Raw genomic sequence first — 24,937 nt, forward strand, 5'->3', positions numbered from 1 at the left:
AGTATGAAATGAAAGTGTATAATTAACAAAAGTTTAAATATTCAGAAAAGGAGAAATTATGATGAAAGAAACACAGCAATGGACGTCGAAAATAGGCTTTGTACTCGCAGCAGCCGGAGCCGCAGTAGGTCTTGGTGCGATATGGAAATTTCCATATGTTGCAGGTAATGGCGGGGGAGGCGCATTCTTCCTTGTATTTTTACTATTAACTTTATTTATAGGTATGCCTCTTCTAATAGCGGAGTTTGTTATTGGACGTAGCACGCAAAAAGAGGCGGTTACAGCTTATAAAGTACTAGTGCCAAATAGCAAATTATATCCTTGGATTGGTCGTATGGGAGTTGTTACTTGTTTTAGTGTACTATCTTTTTATAGTGTTGTAGGTGGATGGATTTTACTTTATTTATATTATAGTGTGACAGGAAGTTTCTGGAATGGTGCAGCTGATTATGGACAATTGTTCGGTGAAACGATTTCAAATCCATTAAGTGCGATTGGAGCACAATTTATCTTTATGCTTTGTACGATTTTTGTTGTAAGTAAAGGTGTAGAGAAAGGTATAGAAAAGGCAAGTAAGTACATGATGCCGCTATTATTTATTTTATTTATTGCGATTATTGTTCGTGCGTTAACACTCGATGGTGCTTTTGCTGGAGTAGAGTTCTTCTTAAAACCAGATTTTTCAAAGCTTACAGCAGATACAATTTTATATGCGATGGGACAATCTTTCTTCTCGCTAACTGTAGGTGCCTCGGTAATGGTAACGTATAGTTCGTATTTAAAGAAAGAGGAACATTTAGCGAAATCGGCAACATCTATTGTAAGTTTAACTGTTTTTGTTACAGTACTTGCAGGATTAGCAATTTTCCCAGCGATTTTCGCATTAGGAGTTAAACCGACTGAAGGACCGGGATTACTGTTTATCGTCCTTCCAGCAGTATTTGCAAAAATACCATTTGGTCAATTTTTCTTTATTATGTTTTTAATTTTATTCTTCTTTGCGACTTTAACATCAGCAATTTCAATGCTTGAAATTGTAGTAGCATCTGTTGCGAAAGGTAATGAGAAGAAGCGTCCGTCAGCATCATTATTAATTGGTATTCTTATTTTTGCAGTTGGTATTCCATCAGCGTTATCATTTGGGATTATGAGTGACGTGAAAATATTTGGGAAAACATTCTTTGATTTAGTCGACTTTTCGGTAAGTAACGTATTGCTGCCGTTAGGAGTACTAGCTATTTCATTATTTGTACCAAATAAAATGAGTAAAGAGTTGTTGATGAAAGAATTAGAAGTGACGGAAACGAAAGGGAAAACGTTATTTAACATTTGGTTCTTCTTACTTCGTTATGTTATTCCGGTAACTGTAATAATTGTATTTTTAAATGCGATAGGTGTATTTAAAATGTTTGCATAAAAAAAGGCGGGGATCTCCCGTCTTTTTTTATGTTGATGAATGTAATAGACGATTATACGCTTTATAGGCTGTGGTGACTGCGAGGAATGAACCGATTAAAAATAAAACTGAGCCGCCAAATGTAAATATCCGGCCAATATACGTTTCTCTAGCTTCTTCTATTTTTTGTTGTAATTGCGTATTCATATGGATCACCTCGTAAACTATAGGCATTTAGTTATAGTCTATGTAGAATGCCTATATTGTGTGAAGTGTAAATGAAAAACCTCGGTAGGCACCGAGGTTTTTTATAATCCGATATAAGGAGATGGGTCAACTGCGTTTGTCTTGCCGACATTCCATTCTCCAAGATGAAGTTCGAAGTGTAAATGTTGTCCGTATGATTGGCCCGTATTCCCCATAAATCCAAGCTGATCGCCTTGTTTTACAGTTTGTCCATTCGATACAGAACGACTATTCATATGAGCATATACTGTCGTATATGTTTTTCCGTTTATACGGTGAGATAAATACACTACGTTTCCGTAACTAGATGATAATTCTGAGCGAATAACAACGCCATCTGCAGCAGCGATAATTGGAACCGTTCCCGAAGCAGCGATGTCAATTCCTTTATGGTTATCTAAAGAACGTACACCAAATCCGGAAGTTTTTGATCCAGCTGCTGGTTTGATAAAACCACCGATATTTGTATCATGTGGTGTTGGGGCCGCTTGAGCAGATTTAGTAGCTTGTTGTTTGCGGGCCTCTTCTGCCTGTCGGGCTTCTTCCGCTTTACGAGCTTCTTCCGCCCGTTTTTCTTCTTCAATTGCTTTTTGAACAGCTTGACGTTGATTTTCTAAAATGCCCTTGGATTCTTCTAATCCTTCAATCTCTGAATCTACTTTTGCTACTTTCGTATGTAGATCGTTAATAAGAGTTTGTTGCTGCTGTTGGTTATTTTGTAATTCTTGTTGTTTTTGTTCTAGTTTTTGTTCAGAGTCTTTCAGTTGTTGTTCTTTTTTCTCAACAGCCTCTTTTTCTGTCGTTACAGCATTTTGATCAGATGTTTGTTTTTTTACAATATCTGTATCGTTGTTTAATATTAAACTTACGGAGTACATATTATCAACAAGATCAGCAATGTTTGTAGAGTTTGTTAATACTTCTGTAATGATATTTGTACGCGGTTTTTCTTGCATAGATTGTAATCGTTGTTTAATAACTTCCTGACGTGTATCTATGTTTGTTTGTAATTGTTCTATATGTTTCTTTTTGTCAGTAATTACTTGTTGTGTTTTGCTAATTTCTTTTTTTGTATCGTTTAATTCAGTCTCATTTTTATTAATGGAAGTAGTTAATTCATCAATTTTCTTCTGTAATTCTTGAATTTCTTTTTCTATTTGTTCTTTCTCGACTGATTTATTTTGTAAGTCACTTTGTTTGCCTTCTAATTCAGATTGAATGTTAGATAATTTATCTTGATTCGTTTCAGCGTATACGGGTGAAAGTAACGGGGAAGCAAAAATCGTTCCTGCTGCTAAAACACTAAACGCTGCAAATTTCTTTTTCATTGTTGTCTGACTCCTTTCCCTATGAATGTTATATATCATAAGAAGAAGGGTGTCTATCGTTGTAATCATAATGTAAAGAAAATTTTATAAAATTGCTAAGTTTTGTCGGAATTTATCATTTTTCAACTGTAATTGTCATAGTGCTTACATTTTATTCATATGTGTAACAAAGGTATATTTTGGAATTTTTCTGTAAAATGAAGGAGGAAAGTAATCGTTTTTATGAGGTGAAATATTACTTGGAAAGCTAATAAAACACTAGTGAGGAATCGTTCTCATGTGAGGTTTTCTGACATGGGTCTACTTTTTGTCAAGAAAATTATTTGCGTTCGGGCAAAGTTATTTTGTTGTCAGATTTAAATTTTTGATTTATGATTTTTAACAGGGACAAAATGTAGTGAATTGTCGAATAATATGTAATACTCTTAATTTCTTAGTTTTATAGAGATAGAATGAGAGATAGAGTGACACATCGAAGAGGGGGTTACAACAAATATGAAAAGAATAGGACTAGCATGGCAAATATTAATAGGACTTGCGCTTGGTATTGCGGTTGGGGCGATTTTCTTTGGCAATCCAGCAGTGGTGAGTTATTTACAACCAATTGGTGATATTTTCATCCGATTAATTAAAATGATCGTTGTGCCAATTGTTGTAGCAAGTATTGTTGTTGGGGTTGCTGGTGTTGGTGATGTTAAAAAACTAGGTCGACTAGGCGGAAAAACAATTATTTACTTTGAAATCATTACAACAATTGCAATTATTGTCGGTCTATTAATAGCGAATATTTTCCAACCAGGAAAAGGCGTAAATATGGAGCAGTTAACAAAGACAGATATTTCGAAATATACACATACGACAGAGCAAGTACAAAGTCATTCATTTGCAGATACATTTGTAAATATTGTTCCAACGAACATTATGAAGTCGTTAGCTGACGGAGATATGCTAGCTATTATCTTCTTCTCTGTACTATTTGGTTTAGGTGTAGCAGCAATTGGTGAAAGAGGAAGACCAGTTCTTCAATTTTTCCAAGGTGTAGCTGACGCAATGTTTTACGTAACAAACCAAGTTATGAAATTTGCGCCATTTGGTGTATTTGCACTAATTGGTGTTACAGTTTCTACATTTGGTCTTGCTTCATTAATTCCATTAGGGAAATTACTAATTGTCGTATATGGAGCAATGATCTTCTTCGTCGTAGTTGTCTTAGGACTTACAGCGAAAATATTTGGAATTAACATTTTCCAATTCTTTAAGATTTTAAAAGACGAGCTGATTTTAGCGTATTCTACAGCAAGCTCAGAAACAGTTTTACCAAAAATCATGGAGAAAATGGAGAAATTCGGTTGTCCGAAAGCAATTACATCTTTCGTTATTCCGACAGGTTATTCATTTAACTTAGATGGATCAACTTTATATCAAGCAATTGCGGCTATTTTCTTAGCGCAAATGTACGGTATTGATTTATCTATTACACAACAAATTACATTGTTGCTTGTATTAATGGTTACATCAAAAGGGATCGCAGGTGTACCGGGCGTATCATTCGTTGTATTATTAGCGACACTTGGTACAGTAGGTATTCCACCTGAAGGCTTAGCGTTCATTGCTGGTATTGACCGTATTTTAGATATGGCTCGTACAGCAGTTAACGTTGTAGGAAACTCTTTAGCAGCTGTAGTTATGTCTAAGTGGGAAGGTCAATATGACGCTGAAAAAGGACAAGCTTATTTAAAAGAGATTTCTGAAAAGGGTCAAGCGGCTTAATTATAATATGAACAAGCTCTCACATAATATGTGGGAGCTTTTCTGTATATAGAAGAGGAGCAGACATAATGAAACGAAAATATGGTGACGGTTCTTCGTGGAAGAGACTAATAGAAAAGAGTTATACGGTTAAGCAAGTGGAAGAGGGAATGCTCGGAATACTGGATATAAAAAAGGTGAGAGAGCCTAGTTGTAAAGAATATGATGGTGAAGAACTTTGTATTGCAGCAGATCAGTATACGTGGATTCAATATTTCATAGACGGGAAAAACTTTGCGATTACCGCTATGTTAGATGATCAGAAAAAATTAGTGCAATATTATATCGATGTGGCGAAAGAATATAAAATAGACGATCGTGGTTTACCGTATTTTGATGATTTATATTTAGATGTAGTATTATTATCTAGCGGTAAGGTGTATGTATTAGATGAAGAGGAGCTAGAGGATGCTTATAAAAGTGGTGATGTCACGAAGGAAGAGTATGAGCTAGCTTGGCACACTACGAAATGGATATTAGCAACAATAAAAAATAGTGAATTTTATTGGATTTCAATATTGGAAGAAGAAATCGAAAAGTTAAAATGATTGTTGTATTCAAATTTTTGTATAATTACCAAAAAAATCTATACAAAAAATAATTGACTTTTGTTTTGTAAGCGAGTAAAGTTAGGGAAGAAATTATTATTAAAAAATAAATATGAAACCTTCTTATAAAGAGAGGCGGAGGGACTGGCCCTACGATGCCTCGGCAGCGGACTCGATTTCAGAGTGCTGTGCCAAATCCAGCAAGCGTGTGCTTGAAAGATGAGAAGAGTGTTTCTTATAGATGTATAAGACCTCTTCTCATCGGAAGAGGTCTTTTGTTATTTATTAGAAAAAGGTTGAAACTAGGGAGAGATGGTACTTTGAAAGAAACGAGAGGAAATGGTTTAGCTTTATTACCACTTGGGATATTTTTGGCGCTATTTATTGGTTCTGGAATTATTACAGGTGATTTCTATAAATTGCCGATACTTGTAGCGATTTCAATTGCTGTAGGGGTCGCTTTAGTGATGAATCGTAAAGAAAGTTTTAATGTGAAAGTAGAGCGGTTCGCTAAAGGTGCAGGAAATCCGGATATTATGATTATGGTATTAATTTTTGTGCTTGCAGGTGCGTTTTCTGAAACTGCTAAAGGAATGGGCGGAGTAGACTCAACTGTTAATTTAGCGTTAACTATTTTACCGCCAGGATTTATCGTAGCTGGAATCTTTGTTATTGGTGCATTTATTTCATTAGCGATGGGAACTTCAATGGGAACAATTGCAGCATTAGCACCGATTGCTGTAGGTATTAGTGGTCAAACTGATATCTCAATTGCGCTTGCAATGGCTACTGTTGTTGGCGGAGCGATGTTTGGTGATAATTTATCATTTATTTCAGATACAACAATCGCAGCTGTTCGTTCACAAGGAACAGAAATGAAAGATAAGTTTAAAACGAACTTTTTAATTGTGTTACCAGCGGCTATTATTACAATTGTACTATTAGTAATAGTTACTTCAGGAAGTGACACGCAGATTAAAGCACATAGCTTTGATTGGATAAAGATTTTACCGTACGCAGGAGTACTTATTACAGCGCTACTTGGCTGGAATGTACTTATTGTATTAACTGGTGGAACTTTACTATCTGGTGTTATCGGCCTTATAGATGGAAGTTACACGTTAGAAAGTTTCTTTAAAAGTGTAACGACTGGAATGGGCGGTATGATGGAGTTAGTATTACTTGCTATATTAATTGGCGGTATGGTTGAATTAATCCAATATAATGGTGGTATTCAATATTTAATGAATGTATTAACACGTAATATTCGTTCGAAAAAAGGAGCGGAATTTGGTATTGCTGGTTTAGTGAGTATGACGAATATGTGTACAGCGAATAATACGATTTCAATTATCTTTACAGGCCCGCTTGCAAAAAATATTGCAGATCAATATGAAATAGACCCTCGTAAATCAGCGAGTGTATTAGATCTTTTCTCATGTTGTGTGCAAGGATTAATTCCGTACGGTGCCCAAATGTTAACGGCAGCAGGATTTGCAGCGTTATCTCCGGTTGAATTGTTGCCATATGCATTTTATCCAATCTTAGTTGGAGTATGTGGTATTGTTTCTATTTTAATTGGGTTTCCAAGGTTTTCGAAAGTAGCTGAGAAAAAAGAGTATCATAAAACAGCTTAATTTAATATGAATGTTAGTAATTAAAAAACGTGCAGAGAATAGACTCTGCACGTTTTTTTGCGTAAAGGGCTGAATATGACTCGGTCTTAAGTCTGAGTTAAAAACGGTTCTTAAGCTCGTTATGGAAAGATGAAAAAATAGTTAAGATAAGAGTATCAAATCGAAGGGAGGCAAGCACAAGATGAAACAATTTCTAGCGTTTATCGCAGCCGGTATTTTGGCTTTAATTGCTCTTGGTAGTCTTGCTGGTATTGTAGGATTCGCAATCGGAGCAGGAGTTGTATATTGGAGCTATAAATCATTTGTGCGAGCTAAATCATTTTTTGGAAAGTTAGCTTGGGGTATTGTTGGTTTAATCGGTTTATCCATTGCGCTTTCTCATTCGCCAGCATTAATCGGTATCGCTGCTTTAGTGGTTTTATACTACGGATACCGTGAGTGGAAAAAAGAAAAAGATGTAGTTGTTGAATCTGCTCCAGAAAGTTCTAAACCATATAGTAACTTTGAAGATGAGTGGAACAAATTAATGAAAAACTAAAACAATAAATCAAATTATAAATAAAGTAGAAGAGAGGAAGATTTATAATGAAACAATCTTTATTCGGACGTGTACGCGATGCAATTTTAGCTGATTTTCATAACGTGTTAGATGAGAAGGAAAGAAAAAATCCAATTGCGATGTTAAACCAATATTTACGTGATAGTGAGCGTGAAATAACAAAAATTGAGAAGTTAATTGAGCGTCATAAAACATTAAAATCTAATTTTGCTCGTGAGCTTGAGCAAGCACGTTATTTCGTTAATAAAAGATCAAAGCAAGCTATCATTGCTCAAGAAGCAGACGAATTACAATTGCACGAACGTGCGTTAGAAGAGGTAGCTTATTATGAAGGGCAAGTAACTCGATTAGAAGAAATGTATGCAGGTGTTGTAGAGCAAATTGATGAGTTAGAGCGTCGTCTTTCTGAAATGAAAAATAAATTAAAAGAAATGCACGCAAAGCGCATGGAACTAATGGCACGTGAAAATATGGCACATGCAAATCGTCGTATGAATACTGCGATGCATAAAATGGATGAAAATAATCCGTTCTTACGATTTGAAGAGATTGAAGATCATATTCGTGACTTAGAAACTCGTATGAATGAAGAGCATGAGCGTGACACGTTTGATATGAAAATTGCAAAACTTGAGCGTGAAATGAAAGAAAAGAATGATGTATCGTTAACGAAAGAGTTAACAAAATAATAGTAGTATATTATAAAACAGGCTTATGATATAGTGATAGGAGAAAAGGTGTTGGAAAGCAATGCCTTTTCTTCTATGTATATGTGACAAGAAGGGGGGAGCTGAAATGAAGAAACATTTTTCAAAGACACAATTAATGGGGATGCTCCTCATCATATTTGGATTCGGTCTTTTTCTTGATATGATACTTGGACATTTTGAACCAGGTGGTCTCATTTTTGCATTTATTATGCTTATGTTTGGAAGGCATTATCGTAAAAAGAATCGTTATGTACGGGGAAATGTATTTTTATTTGTTGGTGGTATCGTATTTTTATTTTTCTTATTTTCATCAGCAGCATTTGTTCTTGTCGTATTTGCTTGTTTAGCTTTAATTGGTTATCAATTGATTCAACAAGGGCATCAGCAAAAAGCAATGAAGGTTGAAATTAAAGAAAAAGGGATTATAGACGAAGAGAAGCAAATATATCGTACAGAAACATATTTGAAAAATATGTTTGTAGGCAATGTACGAATGATGGATCATATTTATGAACTTGAGGATATTAATGTTCAATATGGTGCTTGTGATGTGGAAATAGATTTAACAACTGCTATGATTCCAGAAGGGGAAACGGTAATTGTTATTCGGGGTGTCGTTGGTAATATTCGTTTATATGTGCCATATGATATTGAACTTTCTTTAAATCATTCTGTTATTGTCGGACGTGTGCTCTTGCCAGGTCATGAAGAGACAGGGTTTAACCGCAATGTTACATTTAGAACAGAGCAGTATAAAGAGGCTCCTCGTCGTATTAAAATTATTTCTTCGCTTGTCGTAGGCGACACGGAAGTGAGGAAAGTATAATGAAGAAACAAAAAAATATTTCGTGGATGTATATTCGTTATTCTATGTTGTCCTCAGTTAGTATCGCACTCATTTGTACAATTGTATATGTATGGAAAAGCGAGCAACAAGTGTATGATTTATTATGGAAGGAATCCATCGCTTCTGTTCCAATTGGCTTGTTTATTATGACTACAAGTTTACTTATCGGGGGAATTGTAGGATATGCAATCGGTTATTATATAGAGCAGCGTATACAAGGATTAAATACTTTTCTATTTGAAGTAGAGCGAGGGAATTTTCCGAGCGATGTTTCGTTTACTGCAGATGATGAATTTCATGAAGTGGAACGAAAAGTAATCGTTCTGGCTCGTCGATTAGAGGAGCAAGCTGGACTCTTTCAAAAAGTAACGAATGAACGAGCTCATTGGAATGAAGAGATGAGACAAGAAGCGATTTCTCAAGAAAGGCATCGTTTAGCAAGGGAGTTGCATGATTCAGTAAGTCAGCAGCTTTTCGCAATGTCGATGATGATGTCAGCGATTAATGAACAAATAACTGAATTTCCAGAGGTGACAAAAAAACAATTGCAACTTGTTGAAAATATGGTTGTAAATGCTCAATCAGAAATGAGAGCATTGCTCCTTCATTTACGTCCTGTACAATTGGAAGGTAAGAAACTGACAGAAGGTATAGAGGAATTATTAACGGAATTATCGCGAAAACAACATATGAAAATTGAATGGCTTATTGAGCCAATAGAATTAAAAAAAGGTGTAGAAGATCATTTATTCCGTATTGTGCAAGAAGCGCTATCAAACACGTTGCGACACGCGAAGGCAAAGAAAACAGAAGTGCGCCTTCGAAAAATTGATCAATATGCGATTTTAAAAATCATTGATGACGGCGTTGGGTTTGAAGTAGGGGTTAATAAGGCTGGTTCATATGGCCTAAGATCGATGCAAGAGCGTGTTCATGAAATTGGTGGGACACTTAAGGTACTTAGTTTCCCGGCCAAAGGTACACAAATAGAAGTAAAAGTACCGATTATGATTGAGAGAGGGGGAGAAGTATGATAAAAGTATTGCTTGTCGATGATCATGAAATGGTTCGTATGGGTGTATCGGCATATTTATCTACACAGCCAGATATTGAAGTAGTAGGGGAAGCTGAGAATGGAAGAAAAGGATCAGAATTAGCATTGCAATTAAGGCCGGATATTATTTTAATGGACCTTGTTATGGATGAGATGGATGGTGTCGAAGCAACACGTGCTATTATTCAAGAATGGCCAGAAGCAAAAATTGTAGTTGTAACAAGCTTTTTAGATGACGAAAAATTGTATCCTGTTATTGAGGCTGGGGCGACCAGTTACTTATTAAAAACATCAAGAGCAAGTGATATTGCTGATGCTGTACGAGCTACTTATGATGGAGAAACAGTATTAGAGCCGAAAGTTACCGGGAAAATGATGTCCCGTATGCGTCAAAAGAAAGAGCAACCTTTGCATGATGATTTAACGGAAAGAGAGTTTGAGATTTTGTTATTAATTGCAGAGGGAAAAAGTAATCAAGAGATTGCGGACGAGTTATTTATTGCACTGAAAACGGTAAAGACACATGTGAGTAATATATTAAATAAATTGAATGTAAGTGACCGTACTCAGGCGGTTATTTATGCATTTAGGCATCAATTAACGAAGTGATAAAGTGAAACTTTAATCAGTGGGGAGGTTGTTCCTCTCCCACTGATTATCAGCCCTCACCAATCGGGCTTTTACGGGCAGTTAATGCGGGATAAAGTAAAACTTTAATTGGTGGGGAATTCCTCGCTGATTATTGGCTCGATACAATATAGATTTGGCATTAAAACAATTGAATGTTTTTATTGACGATAAATAATGTAAGCGTTATCATTTAGGCGTTAACAGTACATATAAAGGGGAGAATGTATATGTTAGTTCAAACTATATTCGGAATGGATAAGTCTAAAAAATTAGGGGATTATGTGAACGCATTACAAGCGCTTTGTGAACAATATAATATTGAAACAGATAAAATTGCGATTATTGAGGCAACAGAGGAATACTATTTATTTTTAGTAAAGCAAGAAGAGCGCTATGATGTTGTCAAGGTAGAAACAGTTGATACAAATATTGAATATTATACGAAGGCTTATAAAATAAGCAGTTTTAATCATGCTGCGTATCAAATGTAAAAAAACTCCCTTTTGGGAGTTTTTTTAGGAGGCTTTTACTTCGTGAGATTCGGTTACTAATGGAACTTTTTTCGTACCGCTTAACCTAGCCGTTGCAAGACCAATAAGACCTCCTACTAATGCTGGTATTAGCCAGCCGATTCCTTCATTATATAAAGGGATAAATTCAAAATATGGTGTGATAAATGAAACTGAAATACCACCTTGTTTTAATCCATCAAATACGCTCACTACAGCTGCTCCAATTAAAGCACCTACATAAACAGAGCGATATCCACCGAAGTATTTATGAAGTAATGATAGTAGTACGAGTACAATCGCAATTGGATACACAACAAGTAGAATTGGAACAGAGATTGCGATAATTTTCGTTAAACCTAAGTTGGCAACTAGTAATCCTAATGCGCAAATGATACTCGCGAACGTTTTGTATGAAAATGTAGTCAATAATGTTGAAAAATATTGGCTGCACGCAGATACGAGTCCAACGCATGTCGTTAAACAAGCGAGTGTAACGATAAGAGATAATAGGAGCAAACCGTATGGACCGAATAATTGTTGTACGATAACAGTAAGTAGCTGTCCGCCATTTTTTGCATATCCGAGCGAGACGCTAGTTGCCCCAAGCCAGCCGAGTGCACCGTATACAAGTACGAGCCCTGTAGCGGCAATAAGCCCTGCTTTTGCTGTGGCGATGGCAATGGACTTACGATCATTCACACCTTTAGAGCGAATTGCATTTACAACGATAATTCCGAATGCAAGTGCTGAAATAGTGTCCATTGTTAAGTAGCCTTCCATAAAGCCTTTGAAGATTGGAGAAGTTTGATACTCTTGCATCGCTGGTCCTGATTGCCCAAGTGGTGTAAATACACTTTTAACAAATAATAAGAAAATAGAGAGTAATAAAATAGGTGTTAATACATTCCCAATACGATCAACAAGTTTAGATGGATTCAAACTCAGCCAAAATACGATAGTAAAGAAGATGATTGTATATACAAATAGCACTAGGCTGCTAGAGCGGATTGTTTCTGGCAAGAAAGAACTAACCCCCATTTCATAAGCGACATTTGCAACACGTGGGATGCCCATGGATGGACCGATGGCAATGTATACAACTACTGTAAAGAAAATTCCGAATAATGGATGGGCATGACTTGCAAGTTGCTGCATTCCATTTCCTGATAGAGAAATTGCGATAACAGTAAGTAGTGGTAAGCCAACCCCTGTTAGTAAAAATCCAATCATTGCTGGCCAAAAGTTTTCACCTGCGTTTTGCCCAAGCATGGGAGGGAAAATTAAATTACCTGCCCCAAAAAATAAAGAAAATAGCATAAGACCCGTGAAAAAAATATGTTTTTTTGATACAGTGTTCATTGTTTTTCCTCCTTTTTCATTCATTTGTAAGAACACAAAAAACTCGTCCCTAAAGAAAGGGACGAGTTATATTTACCCGCGATACCACCCTAATTTACACATGTAGAAATAAATCTATATGTATACGGCTTTGCAACGTACAACATGATACGTGTTCCTTGTAACGGGGGACGGCCGGTAAGAACTTACTGTAACATTCGGTTCTACTTCTCGGAGATGATTTTCGGTTACGCACTGAACGTTGGCTTTCAGCAAATCGCCAACTCTCTGGGGAACAGTTCTATAACGTACTCGTTCTCGTCAATGAATTTTTATTCAAGTATTCTGACAGTATTGTTGCATGTTTTTTTTAGAAAGTCAATATGTTTTTTGGAAGATATATTTATATATGGAAATATCGAAAGTGATATTCGTTGTTGCAAAAGGAATAATGAATTGTAAAATAGGAGTAAAAATTTGCGGAGAATTGTAAAATTTATAGAGAAAGTTGATATTTATAGGAGTAAAGAAGGGATTGTTTGAATTTACAGAGAATAATACAACAATCCACTTGCTGGAAAGAACAAACCAAAAGAGGTGACTGAAATGCTTGCGATGGGAGTATTATTTGGCATTATTGCTATAATTGGTTTTATGTGGTTATATTATTCGCGTTCGTTTAAACAAGCAGAAGTTTTACTCTTTCAAAAAGGTAGTTTATTGACAAATCAGTCTAGATATTTAGTATGTCCGAAGTGTGGAAGTGCACAGGCCAGAAGTGGAGGATATCAAGAGTGTTGCAAAATTAGATTATGAAAGAAAGGAAGCCTCACATTATTTTGTGAGGCTTCCTTCCTTACAACTTCATTGCGCTCCAAATTGTCCATCGATCTCTTTCAATAATAGGAGAGACGTTTTGTAATGCGGTCTGTATATGTTGTAGAAGTTGAGAAAGTTCATCATCTGTTAACTCATATAGAATGGATCGACCTGTTCGAGGAGATAAATCTTGCAATAATGCTTCTACAGAATCATGTATTTTTCGTATTTCCCATTGTGTTTGTGCGGGAAGTACATGAAGAGAATGTTTTTGTAATTCTGTCTGTATAGTGTTGGTTTTTGGACGTCTTTTTGACTCTATTTCAATAAGTTTTGGAAATAGAGAGAAAAAATATCCGCGAATGTGTTCGGGACTTCCTGGAATTGTACAATCTTCAATTGTTCGATCTTGTAAAATAAGTACACCGTTTTTATTTAATATACGAGAAGCTTCACGTAAAAATGTAGCAATGTCTTGTAAATGATGAATAACTGCACGCGAAATAACTATGTCGAATGTTTCATTAGGGTATGGGATATTATGTGCATCACCGTGGATGAATGAAATGTTTGAAAAGTTGTTACAATTTTCTTTTGCAGCTTGTAATATTTCTTTTGAAAAATCAAGTCCCACAACATTTTTGGCTCCCATAAGAGCGAGTTCTTTCGTATAAATCCCACCACCACAGCCGATATCAATTATTTGCTTGTTTTGTATTTCTGTAATGTTTTTTACCATTTCAGCCCAAGAAATATGAGCGTTTCTTGTTGCATATGTGTACTTATTATTTTCATCATGAAAATTAATGGACATGATAAAGACCTCCTTTCAATGATTAGTATAGCGTATTTAATAGGATGTCACGTTTTTGTTTTATGTATGAAGATTATAAGGATTTCTTATCGTAAGAGGAGGATTAATTTGAAAGGGAAATATGTATTGGTGTTGTTGTTTGTTATGTTACTAGCAGCTTGTGGTCAAGTTGAGCCGAAAAAAGAAACAAAAAAAGTAGAAGAGACGGTGAATGAAGTGAAAGAAACAATAGGGGTAACCGTTATACAAAAAAAACATAAAGAGAAAAAGTTGCAGGAATCAGAAGCGAAGTTAGTAATAGACATTTTGAATAAAGCTGAGAAACAAGAAATAACAGGAAGCTTCGGTGAACCTGAATATGAAATACAAATTAGTAGAGATGGGAAAAAAGAAACTTATTATGCATGGTTAAGAGGAGAAGATAGACGAGGATGGGTGCAATATAAGAAAGCTATGTATATGTTGAATGAAAAAGATACGGAAAAGCTTTTGGATATATTTCCAAATGTCTCAGAACAAAAAGAAGATGAGATGCAGGTAAGCCCTTTAACAGAAGTAACAAAAAAAGATTTACAGATTACCGCATTTCATATTAAAACAGGCGATCAAAACGTGAATTATACGGTACGGTATACGATTTCACAATCACTATACAATAAGTTAGTGAAGGAGCAAGAATATTATTTGCAACTCAATTTTCCAGAAAAAGTTCAAAAATTAATTGGAGCAAAAGAGAGTGAAATAATTTTAGGTGAAAAAGTAAAGGAAGGGTATAAGCAATATGAATTGCATGCTACTGTTCTGATAAAAAGCGCTTCACAATCACAATTAAAATCATTAGAAACATATTACGAAAATTATGATTTGAAAATATTAAACAGTGAAAAAGAAAAAATAGGTGTGTTTCAAAATATAATTCAGATTGTTAAAGATTATGGTGAAAAAATGAATTTTCAAAGATAAAGTGAGCCTTTAATTAGCCCTTACGGATTGGAATGAATGTAAACTCATCAAATCTATATGGCCTTTCCTAGGAAATGATAATAGAGAGGGGAAAGCACCCCTCTCTATTACTTTGCTTTTGCAGATGGCTCATTCATTGATTTTCGTGTAATAAGAAAAGAAATCATAAGAGCGGAAAGGATGACAAGGGCAATAAATACGTGATTGGGCAACAAATCTAATAATAATACGTAACTAACGGTATAAAAAATAAGAGTTGAAGCTAAAAACGATAGAGCACCTATTATAAGAGATTGTAAATTCATTTGTGTACACCTCCTTTTATTTATATTTTTGGCTGAAAATGGATTATATAAACATTATTTCTAACAATAGAAAAAAATATGTCATAATAGAGAAAAGAACAAGCTTTGATGAATGAATATGATTTATTAATGAGAGATAAAGGAGAGGAATATGAAAAATAATAAAAAAGGATTATGGGGAATTATTGTTGCGGTAGGTCTATTTTTACTGTCTAAGTTAAAGTGGGTATTTGCAATTTTTAAATTAGCAAAGTTTTCAACGGTATTTAGTATGTTTCTATCGCTTGGCGCATACGCAGTTCTATATGGTTGGAAATTTGGAGTAGCGCTCATTTATTTGTTGTTTGTTCATGAAATGGGCCATTTATGGGCTGCGAAAAGAAAGGGGATCCCGACATCGCCAGCAATCTTTATTCCATTTATGGGGGCCCTTATTGGAATGAAAGAGATGCCGAAAAATGCGAAAGATGAAGCTTACATTGCCTATATGGGGCCGCTTTTCGGACTTCTGTCATTTTTACCGGCGATACCGCTTTATATAATGACGAAAGAGCCATTTTGGGCGCTTGTTATTTTGCTTGGAAGTATGATTAATTTCTTTAATTTAATTCCCGTTTCGCCGCTAGATGGTGGGAGAATTATTTCAGTTGTCAGTACTAAAATTTGGGGAGCAGGCCTTATTTTATTACTTGGCTATTCAATTTACTTTAAAAGTATTTTGGGAGGATTTATTGTTATTATCGGTTGTATGGAGTTATATAGAGTAATAAAGAGAGATGAGCCGATTAAGGAATTAGGGCATAAAATTGATGGGATGAAAGAATATGTTACTAGGCTTGAAGAGGAATTAAAAGAAACGGGTGCTGTACATCGGACTATATACGTGATGCATCATGAGATGAATGCATTAAGACAAAGAGAACGGGAAAAAGAGTTACAAATAGGTGAACTTCAAAAAATGGAAGTGTTAGAGTATCTTTTACCGAAGTTCGAACCGTTAGATTATGTTCCATATGAAGATGAAAAAGATGAGTATACAATTCACATAAGGGAAGCATTTGAAGCGTCAGAAAGAAAATTAAATGAATGGAAAACAGAAAAGGAACAACAAGAAAACTATTATAAAGTGGATGCGAAAACGAAATGGACAGTATTTGCTTGTTATATCGGATTAATGATTATACTCGGTTACACAGCTTATGAAGGATATATTGTTTTACAAGAACATTTGCCAACGAGAAATGTATAGAAAAATATTGTCGAAATGATAGGAAGAATTAATACAGGAATTATATTTCTACGAGAGAATGTTACAAGTATAGTCATACGTTGTAATATTTTTAGTAGAGAAGGAGTTCTGTGTATGAAGAAATTGTTAAATGTATTAGGTATTATTATCGTGATGATCATTGCGAGTTATAGTCTTATGAAAGTGCTGTTACATTATGCGAATAAGCCTGCTGAGGTAAATACAATAGCTCAAATAGAAGATGTGCAAGAAGAGACAAAAGTGCTAGATTTTATTCGAATGACACATGAAAGCTATAATAATTTCTTAAATTATGGTAAAGCAGAGAATTATACAGACGGGGATTGGAATCAATTTAAGCAATGGTTTCAACAACAAGAACAATCTTTAAAAAATATACATACGGAAATAAAGAATGAAAAAATAAAACGCGATGTAAATAGAAGCTATGAAATTGTAAAAAAAGGTGTGGAACTTCAAAATATTGAGTATGTAGTGTATGCCCACCGTGTATATCATGACTTGGATATTATCGTAAATAAATATAGAGGTGAAACGAATATCTGGGGGTATACGGAGTTTGGCGATGGGAAAGATATAAAAGTAATCGAACAAGCTATACAAACAAAATAATAAGCTAGCTAGAATTCTAGTTAGCTTATTTTCTTTTGTAAATGCAATGTTCATATATTATTCACAAAAACACCGTGTTAATAGTGATTAAAATCACAATCTGCATTATAAGATTCAGTTAAACTAAAAACAGTTAAGGAAATAGAGGAGTGGGATACAATGTTAAGTGCAAAAACAATTGAAATCGTAAAGTCAACAGTACCATTATTACAAGAAAAAGGTGTTGAAATTACAACGAGATTCTATCAAATTTTATTTTCGGAACATCCGGAATTGTTGAATATTTTCAACCATACGAATCAGAAAAAGGGAAGACAACAACAAGCGTTAGCGAATGCTGTTTATGCAGCTGCAACGTACATTGATAATTTAGAAGCAATTATTCCAGTTGTAAAACAAATTGGTCATAAGCATAGAAGTTTAGGGATTAAAGCTGAGCATTATCCGATTGTAGGTACATGTTTACTACGTGCCATTAAAGAGGTCGCAGGTGCACCTGATGAAGTTTTAAATGCATGGGGAGAAGCATATGGTGTAATTGCTGATGCATTCATTAGCATTGAAGCAGAGATGTATGAAGAAGCTGCACATAAAGAAGGTGGATGGAAAGACTTCCGCAACTTTGTGATTGTAAAAAAAGTGAAGGAAAGCGATGTTATTACGTCATTTTATTTGAAACCTGAAGATGGAGGGAAAGTTTCTTCATTCATCCCAGGTCAATATGTAACGATTCAAATCAATATTGAAGGTGAGACATATACACATAATCGTCAATACAGTTTATCCGATGCTCCTGGGAAAGAATATTATCGTATTAGTGTAAAAAAAGAAAAAGGTGTAGATACACCAGACGGTAAAGTGTCTAATTACTTACATGGACATGTAAAAGAAGGAGATGTTTTACCAGTAAGTGCACCAGCGGGAGATTTCGTGTTAAATATGGATTCAACATTACCAGTTGTACTAATTAGTGGTGGAGTAGGGATTACACCGATGATGAGTATGTTAAATACGTTAATTGAACAAGATTCAAAACGTAATGTATATTTTGTTCATGCAGCAATAAATAGTAATACACATGCAATGAAAGAACACGTTAAGGCAGTAGAAAATGAATATGAACAAGTGAAAGCATATACTTGTTATTCTGCACCGACTGAAAAAGATTTAGAAATGAAGAACTTTGATAAAGAAGGTTTCATTGAAAGTGAATGGTTAAAAACTATTATTCCGACAACTGAAGCAGAGTTCTATTTCTGTGGTCCAGTAGCATTTATGAAGTATATAAATGCTGCACTAACTGATTTAAGTGTGAAACAAGAGCATATTCATTATGAATTTTTCGGCCCAGCAACAAGCTTACAATAAGCAAAAAAACGAGGTATTTATTTTACCTCGTTTTTTATTTGTTCTCGTAATAAACGGTTTACTGTTTCACGGCGTATACCTATCAGTTGGCCAATTTCGGTTTGTGTTAATATTTCATATATAGGAATGTCACCTAAATATAGGGTGAACCATTCTTGTAAACGATGAAGACGTTCTTTCGGAGAGACGGTTGTCAATTGATCAATTCGTTGTTGCATCATTCTTAATTTAGATTGCAATTGCATAGCAATGTTAGCATACGATTCGGGATTTGCTTGAAGTCTCTCATACCATTCACTACTAGTGATCGGTTCCACTTCTGTTTTTATTAAAGCGATAGCTGTACCGTGATATTCTTTCGGTGAAATTAAAGAATGATGAGGTATCGTTTCACCTGGAACGATAATGTTGAATAAAAAGGGTGTTCCGTTTTCTTCTAGCCGAACTACTTTTAATAAGCCTGTTTTTATAAAGTATAAAGGACCGTCCTCGCCTTGACGGAATAGTACATCTCCTTTGTGTAGAATCAATGTTAGCCCCCCATTAATATGTTTCTATTTCTTCTATTTTAGCGTATATGTATATAGACAATATGTTATTTCAACAGCAATTTCATTGACGAAATGTATGCTATTACAGTAGTATACTATTTAGTGTGTAATAGTACTAGCAATGAATACGCTGTAGGGGGTTTAGTATATTGTTAGATGCGATGAGAATGACGGATATGAGAATTCCGGCGAATGCTATCATTCATGTAGAAGAGATGAAAGGTGGAGTCGTTTTATCCGTTGAAGTAGACGGCCAAATTATTTATACGATGGCTTATGATGAAGAAACAGATAGTTATGCTGAATTATATGATCGAAAGGATAAGAGGGCGTGCCAAGTACATGAAGACTTCATGGGATGGTCACTTCTTCACTAAAAAAGATGTCAATATGACATCTTTTTTTATTAAATCGATAGAATATACAAAGAAATGAAATATAAGGATAAAATTTGTAATAATTGATTTTGCATTGTTAGCACTCTGTAACTGCAAGTGAACTATTTTTTCGCTATCATAAAGATAACAGTCGCAGTTATAGGAGTGGTCAACTTGAAGAAAGTACATATTTCAAATTATATGTTATTATGTGTTTGTTTAATTTTATTTGTTCTCCTCGGAGGATTTTTATATTCATGTGTATAAGAAAAACGCATTCTAAAAAGAATACGTTATAAAAGGGAAATAATGATTAATCTAGTTCCAAGAATAATTAACGTAATACGCAATAAATTAATTACGGCGTTACCACTTAGTTTTGTATTAATGTAAGCCCCGATTTTTCCGCCAATCCATGCACCCGGAATCAGGATTAATGCATAAATCCAGCTGACATTTCCAAGTGAGATGTGAGTTGCAGAACTTACAATTGCTGATAGAAATACGATGAACATTGAAGTTGCTACTGCAATATGTGCTGGGAATGCAAAAAGAAGCATCATTGCTGGAACAAGTAAGGCACCGCCACCAATTCCAAATAATCCAGATATAAACCCAACTATAAAAGCGATAAAGATAGCAAGAAACGGTGGGAATTGGTAGTGTACAGTATTTCCATCATTATCTGTAAAAGAACGCTTAATTACAGACGTATTTGAGAGGGAAAGAGGTTTTAATTTGTCTCGAAGCATAAGTAGAATTGAGACGAATATAAGGAAAATCCCAAAGTATAAAGAAAATGTGTCTTGGTTTAAAAATTTATTTGCCCATGATCCGATAATACCACCAGGGCCGCTTCCGATAAATAAAATAAGTCCACTTTTATAATCTACTCGCTTATGCTTCATGTAAGTAAGGGTGGAAGATAGTCCTGTGAAAACGACTGTTACCATAGAAGTCCCTACTGCAAGTTGTGGTGATAAACTGTGTAATCCAATTAATAACGGAACAATAATAATTCCGCCTCCAAGCCCAACTAGGCTGCCGACTGTTCCGGCGATTAGTCCGATGAAAAGTAACATGATGTATTCCAAAATTGCCAACTCCTCTAAATAACTTATCCATCAATTATTATACACGCTTTTTAATGAGAAATAGGCTTGTTCACAAAAAAGTCGTCTTCCTAGAAAAATAAGGAAGACGACTTTTGATTAGAAAACAAAATGTAATAGGTAGTAAAACAGAGCAGCTAAAGAAGCTGAAATAGGAAGTGTAATAACCCATGTAATTAACATACGTTTTGCAGTTCCCCATTTTACCCCTTTCACACGGTGAGAAGCACCAACCCCTAAAATAGAAGAAGAGATAACGTGCGTCGTACTAACCGGTAAGTGAATGAATGTTGCACCGAAAATAACAAGTGATGATGATAAATCGGCAGCTACACCATTTACAGGACGAATTTTCATAATTTGTCCACCGACAGTTTTAATAATTTTCCATCCACCGACAGAAGTACCAAGCCCCATTGCGATAGCACAAGATAATTGTACCCAGAACGGGATATCGCTAGAAGTATGATAGTTATTAGCCATAAGAGCCATCGTAATGATTCCCATTGCTTTTTGTGCATCATTCGTACCGTGTGTGTAGGCTTGTAATGCTGCAGTGAAAATCTGGAATATACGGAAGTTCTTATTCGTTTTTGTTAAGTTAAAGTTTTTAAATACTACTTTAAAAATACTGTATACGATATAACCAATAACGAAAGCGATAATCGGTGAAATGATTAAAGCTTCAATAATTTTAATAAATCCTTTAAGATTTAGCGAGCTAATCCCAGCGGCCGCAATTGCTGCACCTGCGATTGAGCCGATAATTGCATGCGAAGAACTACTTGGAATACCGTAGTACCAAGTAATTAAGTTCCAAGCTATCGCCGCAAGCAAAGCAGCTAAAATTACAAGAGAACCATTTTGTAAGGCGAATGGATCAACGATATCTTTTGTAATCGTTTTTGCTACACCTGTAAATGTCATTGCGCCTAAAAAGTTCATAATAGCCGCCATAATAATGGCATGTCTAGGCTTTAGAGCTTTCGTTGAAACAGCCGTTGCAATAGCGTTTGCTGTATCGTGAAATCCATTGATAAAGTCAAAAGCTAAAGCGCAAATGACTACTAAAACGGTCAGTATCAAGAGTGTATCCATGATCAAACTCCTTACGCGTTCTTCATAATAATTGTTTCTAATACGTTTGCAACGCTTTGACAGCTATCAGCTACTTCTTCAAGCTCTTCGTAAATCTCTTTAAATTGAATAATCTTAATCGGATCTTTTTCACGAGAGAATAAGTTCTTAATCGCATGACGGCGAATATCATCACACTGTGATTCATAATCCTTAATTTTAATCGCATTTGTACGAATGTCGACTAATTTTTTGTTAGACATTAATTCAACAGAGTTTGCAATCTCAATCGCACATTGATTAATTGCTTCTACGAATTTAATCATGTATTCATCAGCTTCTGTAATAGAATACATTTCGAACAGACCAGCACTGTGATCTAATCCGTCTAATACATCATCCATACTCATTGCAAGTTGTAGGATGTCCTCACGCTCAATCGGAGTGATAAACGCTTTGTTTAACTCCATAATGATTTCGTGAATAAATGAGTCACCTTTTGACTCATACTCTTTCATGCGCATAGAAAACTCTTTTAAATCGCTAGCATTTTTAATTTTATACTCCACGAAAAACTGCGCGCCTTCTTTTAAATTTTCGGAAACATTCATTAACATTTCAGAAAATTTATCTTTTTTTGATTTAAAGACCATTATTGTTACCCCCACAAAAGTAATATATGTAAAATATATTGGCTAATCAATTCTAACAAAAAACTGTCGTTTTTTAAAACATTTTATCGAAAAGTTTACAAAAACTTAACATAACTCTCGTTGTTCTATTAATAATATTAATATCCAATAGTGAATATCTTACTTGTAGAATGTCCTTTTCTTGCAAAAAGTATGAATGCAAAAGAAAAGCTTTACACTATAGGAATGACTACGTTATTATAATAAATTTAAAAGGCGGTATATTCTTCCTTTTAAAAAGAAGAGTGTAAATAAATGAAGGAAGTGAACGAATGAAATTGAAGAACACTCATTTTAAAAAAATGCTTGAGTGGTTCAATAAGAGGAAGAAACTTCGTAATTCATTAATTGTATTGGGAAGTGTATTCGTTACTCTATTTATTGCTGTAAATATAATAATTTCCATTCAAGACATATCTGAATTAAAACAAGCTGTTCCACAACCGACTTTAATTTATGATGCAAATAATGAGGTCGCAACTAAATTAGCTTCTTCGAAAACAGAAGGCGTTAAAAGAAAAGATATTCCTGATATTATGGTTCAGGCAATTGTTGCAGTAGAAGATAAGGAATTTTTTAACCATCATGGTATTTATTATAGTGGAATTATAAGTGCGGTTTTTAAAAATATTACAGCAGGAGAAGTTGTAGCAGGGGGAAGTACAATAACACAACAACTTGCGAAAAATGTATTTCTGACACAAGACCGCACATACTCCCGAAAAATAAAGGAATATTTTTTAACGAAAAAAATAGAGCGCACGTATACGAAAGATGAAATCATTGAAATGTATATGAACCAAATTTATTTTGGTGAAGGTGCTTGGGGTATAAAAAGGGCAGCTAAATCTTATTTTGATAAAGATGTAAAAGATTTAACAATTTCAGAAGCTGCAACGATTGCGGGCTTGATTAAAGCACCATCTGCGTATTCACCTTATAAAAACTTTAACAAGTCAATTGAAAGACGTAATGTCGTATTAAGTTTAATGAAAGAGCAAGGGTATATTTCTGACGAACAGTATAATAAAGAAAAAGAGAGCGGACTTGTGTTAAAACGTGGCGTTGATGATAAATACAAGGGAAAATACTCTCAATATGTAGACTATATTGTTAGAGAGGCGATGGAAAAGTACGAATTAACACAAAATGAAATTTTAGCGGGTGGTTATCGTATTTATACAGAGCTTGACCCGAAAAAACAACAGGCTGTAGAAGACGTTGTGAATAATGATAGTTATTTCAAAGATAGTGGCTCAGACCAACTTATGCAAACGGGTGTAGTTCTTATGAACCCAAAAACAGGTGGTGTACCAGCTCTAGTTGGAGGCAGAGGGCCGTATCAGTTTTTACAGTTTAACCATGCAACCCAATTAAAAAGACAACCTGGCTCAACGTTAAAGCCTTTGGCTGTATATGTACCAGCGTTAGAACAAGGATATGAAGTATACGATATATTAAAAGATGAACCATTTAACATTAAAGAATATAAACCACAAAATAGCGATCATACTTTTCACGGTGATGTGACAATGTATGAAGCTGTGGCAAAGTCGTACAATGTTTCAGCTGTGTGGCTATTAGAACAAATTGGATTAGATAAAGGATTGAAATCTTTAGAGCGATTTGGTATCCCATTAGTGCCAGAAGATCGTACGTATCCGATTGCTTTAGGCGGTATGCATGTGGGGACATCTCCATTTGTAATGGCTCAAGCATACAGTACATTTGCAAATGATGGAGTCCAAGTGGAAGCTCATGCAATTAGGGAGGTACAAAATGCTGAAGGTGAAACGCTTGGAAAGTGGTATAAGAAAGAGACACGAGTGACGAGCGAGAAAATTTCTCAAAAGATGACATATTTATTAAAAGGTGTTGTCGAAAAGGGAACGGGTGAAAAGGCGAAAGTTAATAATGTTGATACGGCAGGTAAGACAGGAACTACTCAAATTGTAAATGGCCCGAGCACCGGTGCAAAGGATTCATGGTTTGTTGGATACACGCCAGATTTGGTAGGTGCGATTTGGGTAGGATATGATAAAACAGATAGCGATCATTATGTTCCGGGTGGTAGTCAAATTACGACGACAATGTTCCGGGATATTATGAAAAAAGCAAACGCAAATCCAGCTCAAAAAGCATTCCAGTTATCGCTCATATCTGAGGCTGATTATAAAAAACAATTGACTACAATAGAAGAGGAAAAACGAAGAAAAGAAGAAGAGAAGAGAAGGAAAGAAGAGGAACAACAACGAAAACAAGAGCAACAAGAGTGGCTTGATAAAGTGAAAGAATGGATTCCTTCATTTTGGTAAAAGAAAGAGGCGAATAAAAAAATTCGCCTCTTTTTTTGTATGAAAACA

26 protein-coding genes, 1 riboswitch and 1 other annotated feature are annotated in these 24,937 nt (G+C 35.1%); of the genes, 17 read left to right on the forward strand and 9 right to left on the reverse strand.

Translation table 11 applies throughout. The features are described from left to right. Nucleotides 1-61: 61 nt before the first annotated feature. Nucleotides 62-1,417, forward strand: coding sequence for a sodium-dependent transporter (locus ACTFRM_RS03560; protein WP_000665430.1), 1,356 nt, complete (start codon nucleotides 62-64; stop codon nucleotides 1,415-1,417). A gap of 27 nt (nucleotides 1,418-1,444) precedes the next feature. Here ACTFRM_RS03560 and ACTFRM_RS03565 read toward each other — a convergent pair whose 3' ends face one another. Together ACTFRM_RS03565 and ACTFRM_RS03570 are read right to left on the reverse strand one after the other, a co-directional pair. Next, complete coding sequence (locus ACTFRM_RS03565; RefSeq protein ID WP_001096001.1) at nucleotides 1,445-1,603, reverse strand: hypothetical protein; 159 nt, start codon at nucleotides 1,601-1,603, stop codon at nucleotides 1,445-1,447. 101 nt (nucleotides 1,604-1,704) lie between these two features. After that, nucleotides 1,705-2,970 carry a murein hydrolase activator EnvC family protein gene (locus ACTFRM_RS03570; RefSeq protein WP_000726086.1) on the reverse strand — a complete coding sequence of 422 codons (1,266 nt, stop codon included), beginning with the start codon at nucleotides 2,968-2,970 and terminating at the stop codon, nucleotides 1,705-1,707. A 495-nt stretch (nucleotides 2,971-3,465) separates the two neighbouring features. Here ACTFRM_RS03570 and gltP point away from each other — a divergent pair, with 495 nt between their 5' ends. The 9 genes from gltP (at nucleotide 3,466) to ACTFRM_RS03615 (ending at nucleotide 11,255) form a co-directional block, all read left to right on the forward strand. Beyond that, nucleotides 3,466-4,740, forward strand: coding sequence for a glutamate/aspartate:proton symporter GltP (gene gltP / locus ACTFRM_RS03575; RefSeq protein ID WP_000821134.1), 1,275 nt, complete (start codon nucleotides 3,466-3,468; stop codon nucleotides 4,738-4,740). Nucleotides 4,741-4,808: 68 nt separating this feature from the next. After that, nucleotides 4,809-5,327 (forward strand): DUF402 domain-containing protein, encoded by a 519-nt coding sequence (locus ACTFRM_RS03580; RefSeq protein WP_000824664.1) that lies wholly within the window; start codon nucleotides 4,809-4,811, stop codon nucleotides 5,325-5,327. A 120-nt stretch (nucleotides 5,328-5,447) separates the two neighbouring features. Further along, a riboswitch (SAM riboswitch) is annotated at nucleotides 5,448-5,553 on the forward strand. A 94-nt stretch (nucleotides 5,554-5,647) separates the two neighbouring features. Beyond that, nucleotides 5,648-6,964 (forward strand): Na+/H+ antiporter NhaC family protein, encoded by a 1,317-nt coding sequence (locus ACTFRM_RS03585; RefSeq protein WP_100655218.1) that lies wholly within the window; start codon nucleotides 5,648-5,650, stop codon nucleotides 6,962-6,964. Nucleotides 6,965-7,145: 181 nt separating this feature from the next. Next, nucleotides 7,146-7,502 (forward strand): lmo0954 family membrane protein, encoded by a 357-nt coding sequence (locus tag ACTFRM_RS03590; protein ID WP_000808640.1) that lies wholly within the window; start codon nucleotides 7,146-7,148, stop codon nucleotides 7,500-7,502. Nucleotides 7,503-7,549: 47 nt separating this feature from the next. After that, nucleotides 7,550-8,212 carry a PspA/IM30 family protein gene (locus ACTFRM_RS03595; protein WP_000814124.1) on the forward strand — a complete coding sequence of 221 codons (663 nt, stop codon included), beginning with the start codon at nucleotides 7,550-7,552 and terminating at the stop codon, nucleotides 8,210-8,212. Between the two features lie 106 nt (nucleotides 8,213-8,318). After that, nucleotides 8,319-9,059: a cell wall-active antibiotics response protein LiaF gene (liaF, locus tag ACTFRM_RS03600; protein ID WP_000716095.1), complete on the forward strand. Its 741-nt coding sequence runs from the start codon at nucleotides 8,319-8,321 to the stop codon at nucleotides 9,057-9,059. Next, nucleotides 9,059-10,114 (forward strand): sensor histidine kinase, encoded by a 1,056-nt coding sequence (locus ACTFRM_RS03605; protein ID WP_000744329.1) that lies wholly within the window; start codon nucleotides 9,059-9,061, stop codon nucleotides 10,112-10,114. Before liaF ends, ACTFRM_RS03605 begins: the two co-directional genes overlap by 1 nt. Next, complete coding sequence (locus ACTFRM_RS03610) at nucleotides 10,111-10,743, forward strand: response regulator (RefSeq protein ID WP_000598707.1); 633 nt, start codon at nucleotides 10,111-10,113, stop codon at nucleotides 10,741-10,743. Before ACTFRM_RS03605 ends, ACTFRM_RS03610 begins: the two co-directional genes overlap by 4 nt. 248 nt (nucleotides 10,744-10,991) lie before the next feature. Next, on the forward strand, nucleotides 10,992-11,255 hold the full coding sequence (locus tag ACTFRM_RS03615) for a DUF3992 domain-containing protein (protein WP_000960988.1): 264 nt from the start codon (nucleotides 10,992-10,994) through the stop codon (nucleotides 11,253-11,255). 24 nt (nucleotides 11,256-11,279) lie between these two features. Here the strand turns inward: ACTFRM_RS03615 and brnQ3 are convergent, their stop codons facing one another. Further along, entirely contained in the window at nucleotides 11,280-12,635 is a 1,356-nt protein-coding gene (gene brnQ3 / locus ACTFRM_RS03620) for a branched-chain amino acid transport system II carrier protein BrnQ3 (RefSeq protein WP_001099135.1), read from the reverse strand. A gap of 54 nt (nucleotides 12,636-12,689) precedes the next feature. Next, nucleotides 12,690-12,948, reverse strand: a binding site (T-box leader). Nucleotides 12,949-13,220: 272 nt separating this feature from the next. Between brnQ3 and ACTFRM_RS03625 the strand changes: the two genes are divergently transcribed. Next, nucleotides 13,221-13,430: a hypothetical protein gene (locus ACTFRM_RS03625; RefSeq protein ID WP_000880630.1), complete on the forward strand. Its 210-nt coding sequence runs from the start codon at nucleotides 13,221-13,223 to the stop codon at nucleotides 13,428-13,430. A gap of 40 nt (nucleotides 13,431-13,470) precedes the next feature. Here ACTFRM_RS03625 and ACTFRM_RS03630 read toward each other — a convergent pair whose 3' ends face one another. After that, nucleotides 13,471-14,247: a class I SAM-dependent methyltransferase gene (locus tag ACTFRM_RS03630; protein ID WP_000026278.1), complete on the reverse strand. Its 777-nt coding sequence runs from the start codon at nucleotides 14,245-14,247 to the stop codon at nucleotides 13,471-13,473. Between the two features lie 108 nt (nucleotides 14,248-14,355). Here ACTFRM_RS03630 and ACTFRM_RS03635 point away from each other — a divergent pair, with 108 nt between their 5' ends. Then, nucleotides 14,356-15,210 carry a hypothetical protein gene (locus ACTFRM_RS03635; protein WP_000677061.1) on the forward strand — a complete coding sequence of 285 codons (855 nt, stop codon included), beginning with the start codon at nucleotides 14,356-14,358 and terminating at the stop codon, nucleotides 15,208-15,210. Between the two features lie 107 nt (nucleotides 15,211-15,317). Here the strand turns inward: ACTFRM_RS03635 and ACTFRM_RS03640 are convergent, their stop codons facing one another. After that, a complete protein-coding gene (locus tag ACTFRM_RS03640) occupies nucleotides 15,318-15,515 on the reverse strand; it encodes a hypothetical protein (protein ID WP_001053356.1) in 198 nt (65 codons plus the stop codon). Nucleotides 15,516-15,666: 151 nt separating this feature from the next. On the opposite strand from ACTFRM_RS03640, the gene ACTFRM_RS03645 reads away from it, so the two are divergent. The 3 genes from ACTFRM_RS03645 to hmpA all read left to right on the forward strand — a co-directional run bounded on the left by ACTFRM_RS03645 (nucleotide 15,667) and on the right by hmpA (nucleotide 18,765). Further along, nucleotides 15,667-16,764 carry a site-2 protease family protein gene (locus ACTFRM_RS03645; RefSeq protein ID WP_000794502.1) on the forward strand — a complete coding sequence of 366 codons (1,098 nt, stop codon included), beginning with the start codon at nucleotides 15,667-15,669 and terminating at the stop codon, nucleotides 16,762-16,764. A 114-nt stretch (nucleotides 16,765-16,878) separates the two neighbouring features. Further along, entirely contained in the window at nucleotides 16,879-17,397 is a 519-nt protein-coding gene (locus tag ACTFRM_RS03650; protein WP_000735227.1) for a hypothetical protein, read from the forward strand. Nucleotides 17,398-17,556: 159 nt separating this feature from the next. Next, nucleotides 17,557-18,765 carry an NO-inducible flavohemoprotein gene (gene hmpA, locus ACTFRM_RS03655; RefSeq protein ID WP_000947337.1) on the forward strand — a complete coding sequence of 403 codons (1,209 nt, stop codon included), beginning with the start codon at nucleotides 17,557-17,559 and terminating at the stop codon, nucleotides 18,763-18,765. Nucleotides 18,766-18,782: 17 nt separating this feature from the next. Here hmpA and ACTFRM_RS03660 read toward each other — a convergent pair whose 3' ends face one another. Further along, nucleotides 18,783-19,295: a Crp/Fnr family transcriptional regulator gene (locus ACTFRM_RS03660; protein WP_000600589.1), complete on the reverse strand. Its 513-nt coding sequence runs from the start codon at nucleotides 19,293-19,295 to the stop codon at nucleotides 18,783-18,785. A 170-nt stretch (nucleotides 19,296-19,465) separates the two neighbouring features. Between ACTFRM_RS03660 and ACTFRM_RS03665 the strand changes: the two genes are divergently transcribed. Next, nucleotides 19,466-19,693: a hypothetical protein gene (locus ACTFRM_RS03665; protein WP_000883008.1), complete on the forward strand. Its 228-nt coding sequence runs from the start codon at nucleotides 19,466-19,468 to the stop codon at nucleotides 19,691-19,693. A 293-nt stretch (nucleotides 19,694-19,986) separates the two neighbouring features. On the opposite strand, the gene ACTFRM_RS03670 is transcribed toward ACTFRM_RS03665, so the two are convergent. The 3 genes from ACTFRM_RS03670 to ACTFRM_RS03680 all read right to left on the reverse strand — a co-directional run bounded on the left by ACTFRM_RS03670 (nucleotide 19,987) and on the right by ACTFRM_RS03680 (nucleotide 22,535). Beyond that, on the reverse strand, nucleotides 19,987-20,787 hold the full coding sequence (locus tag ACTFRM_RS03670) for a sulfite exporter TauE/SafE family protein (protein WP_000455762.1): 801 nt from the start codon (nucleotides 20,785-20,787) through the stop codon (nucleotides 19,987-19,989). Nucleotides 20,788-20,904: 117 nt separating this feature from the next. Then, the gene (locus ACTFRM_RS03675; protein WP_000380272.1) at nucleotides 20,905-21,903 is read right to left on the reverse strand and encodes an inorganic phosphate transporter; all 999 of its coding nucleotides are present in this window, start codon (nucleotides 21,901-21,903) and stop codon (nucleotides 20,905-20,907) included. An 11-nt stretch (nucleotides 21,904-21,914) separates the two neighbouring features. Continuing rightward, nucleotides 21,915-22,535: a DUF47 domain-containing protein gene (locus ACTFRM_RS03680; protein ID WP_000231449.1), complete on the reverse strand. Its 621-nt coding sequence runs from the start codon at nucleotides 22,533-22,535 to the stop codon at nucleotides 21,915-21,917. Nucleotides 22,536-22,846: 311 nt separating this feature from the next. Here ACTFRM_RS03680 and ACTFRM_RS03685 point away from each other — a divergent pair, with 311 nt between their 5' ends. After that, complete coding sequence (locus ACTFRM_RS03685) at nucleotides 22,847-24,889, forward strand: transglycosylase domain-containing protein (RefSeq protein WP_000769242.1); 2,043 nt, start codon at nucleotides 22,847-22,849, stop codon at nucleotides 24,887-24,889. Nucleotides 24,890-24,937: the final 48 nt, after the last annotated feature.

Origin of the sequence: Bacillus cereus group sp. MYBK227-1, from assembly GCF_051916325.1 — a bacterium.
Taxonomy (GTDB): domain Bacteria; phylum Bacillota; class Bacilli; order Bacillales; family Bacillaceae_G; genus Bacillus_A; species Bacillus_A cereus.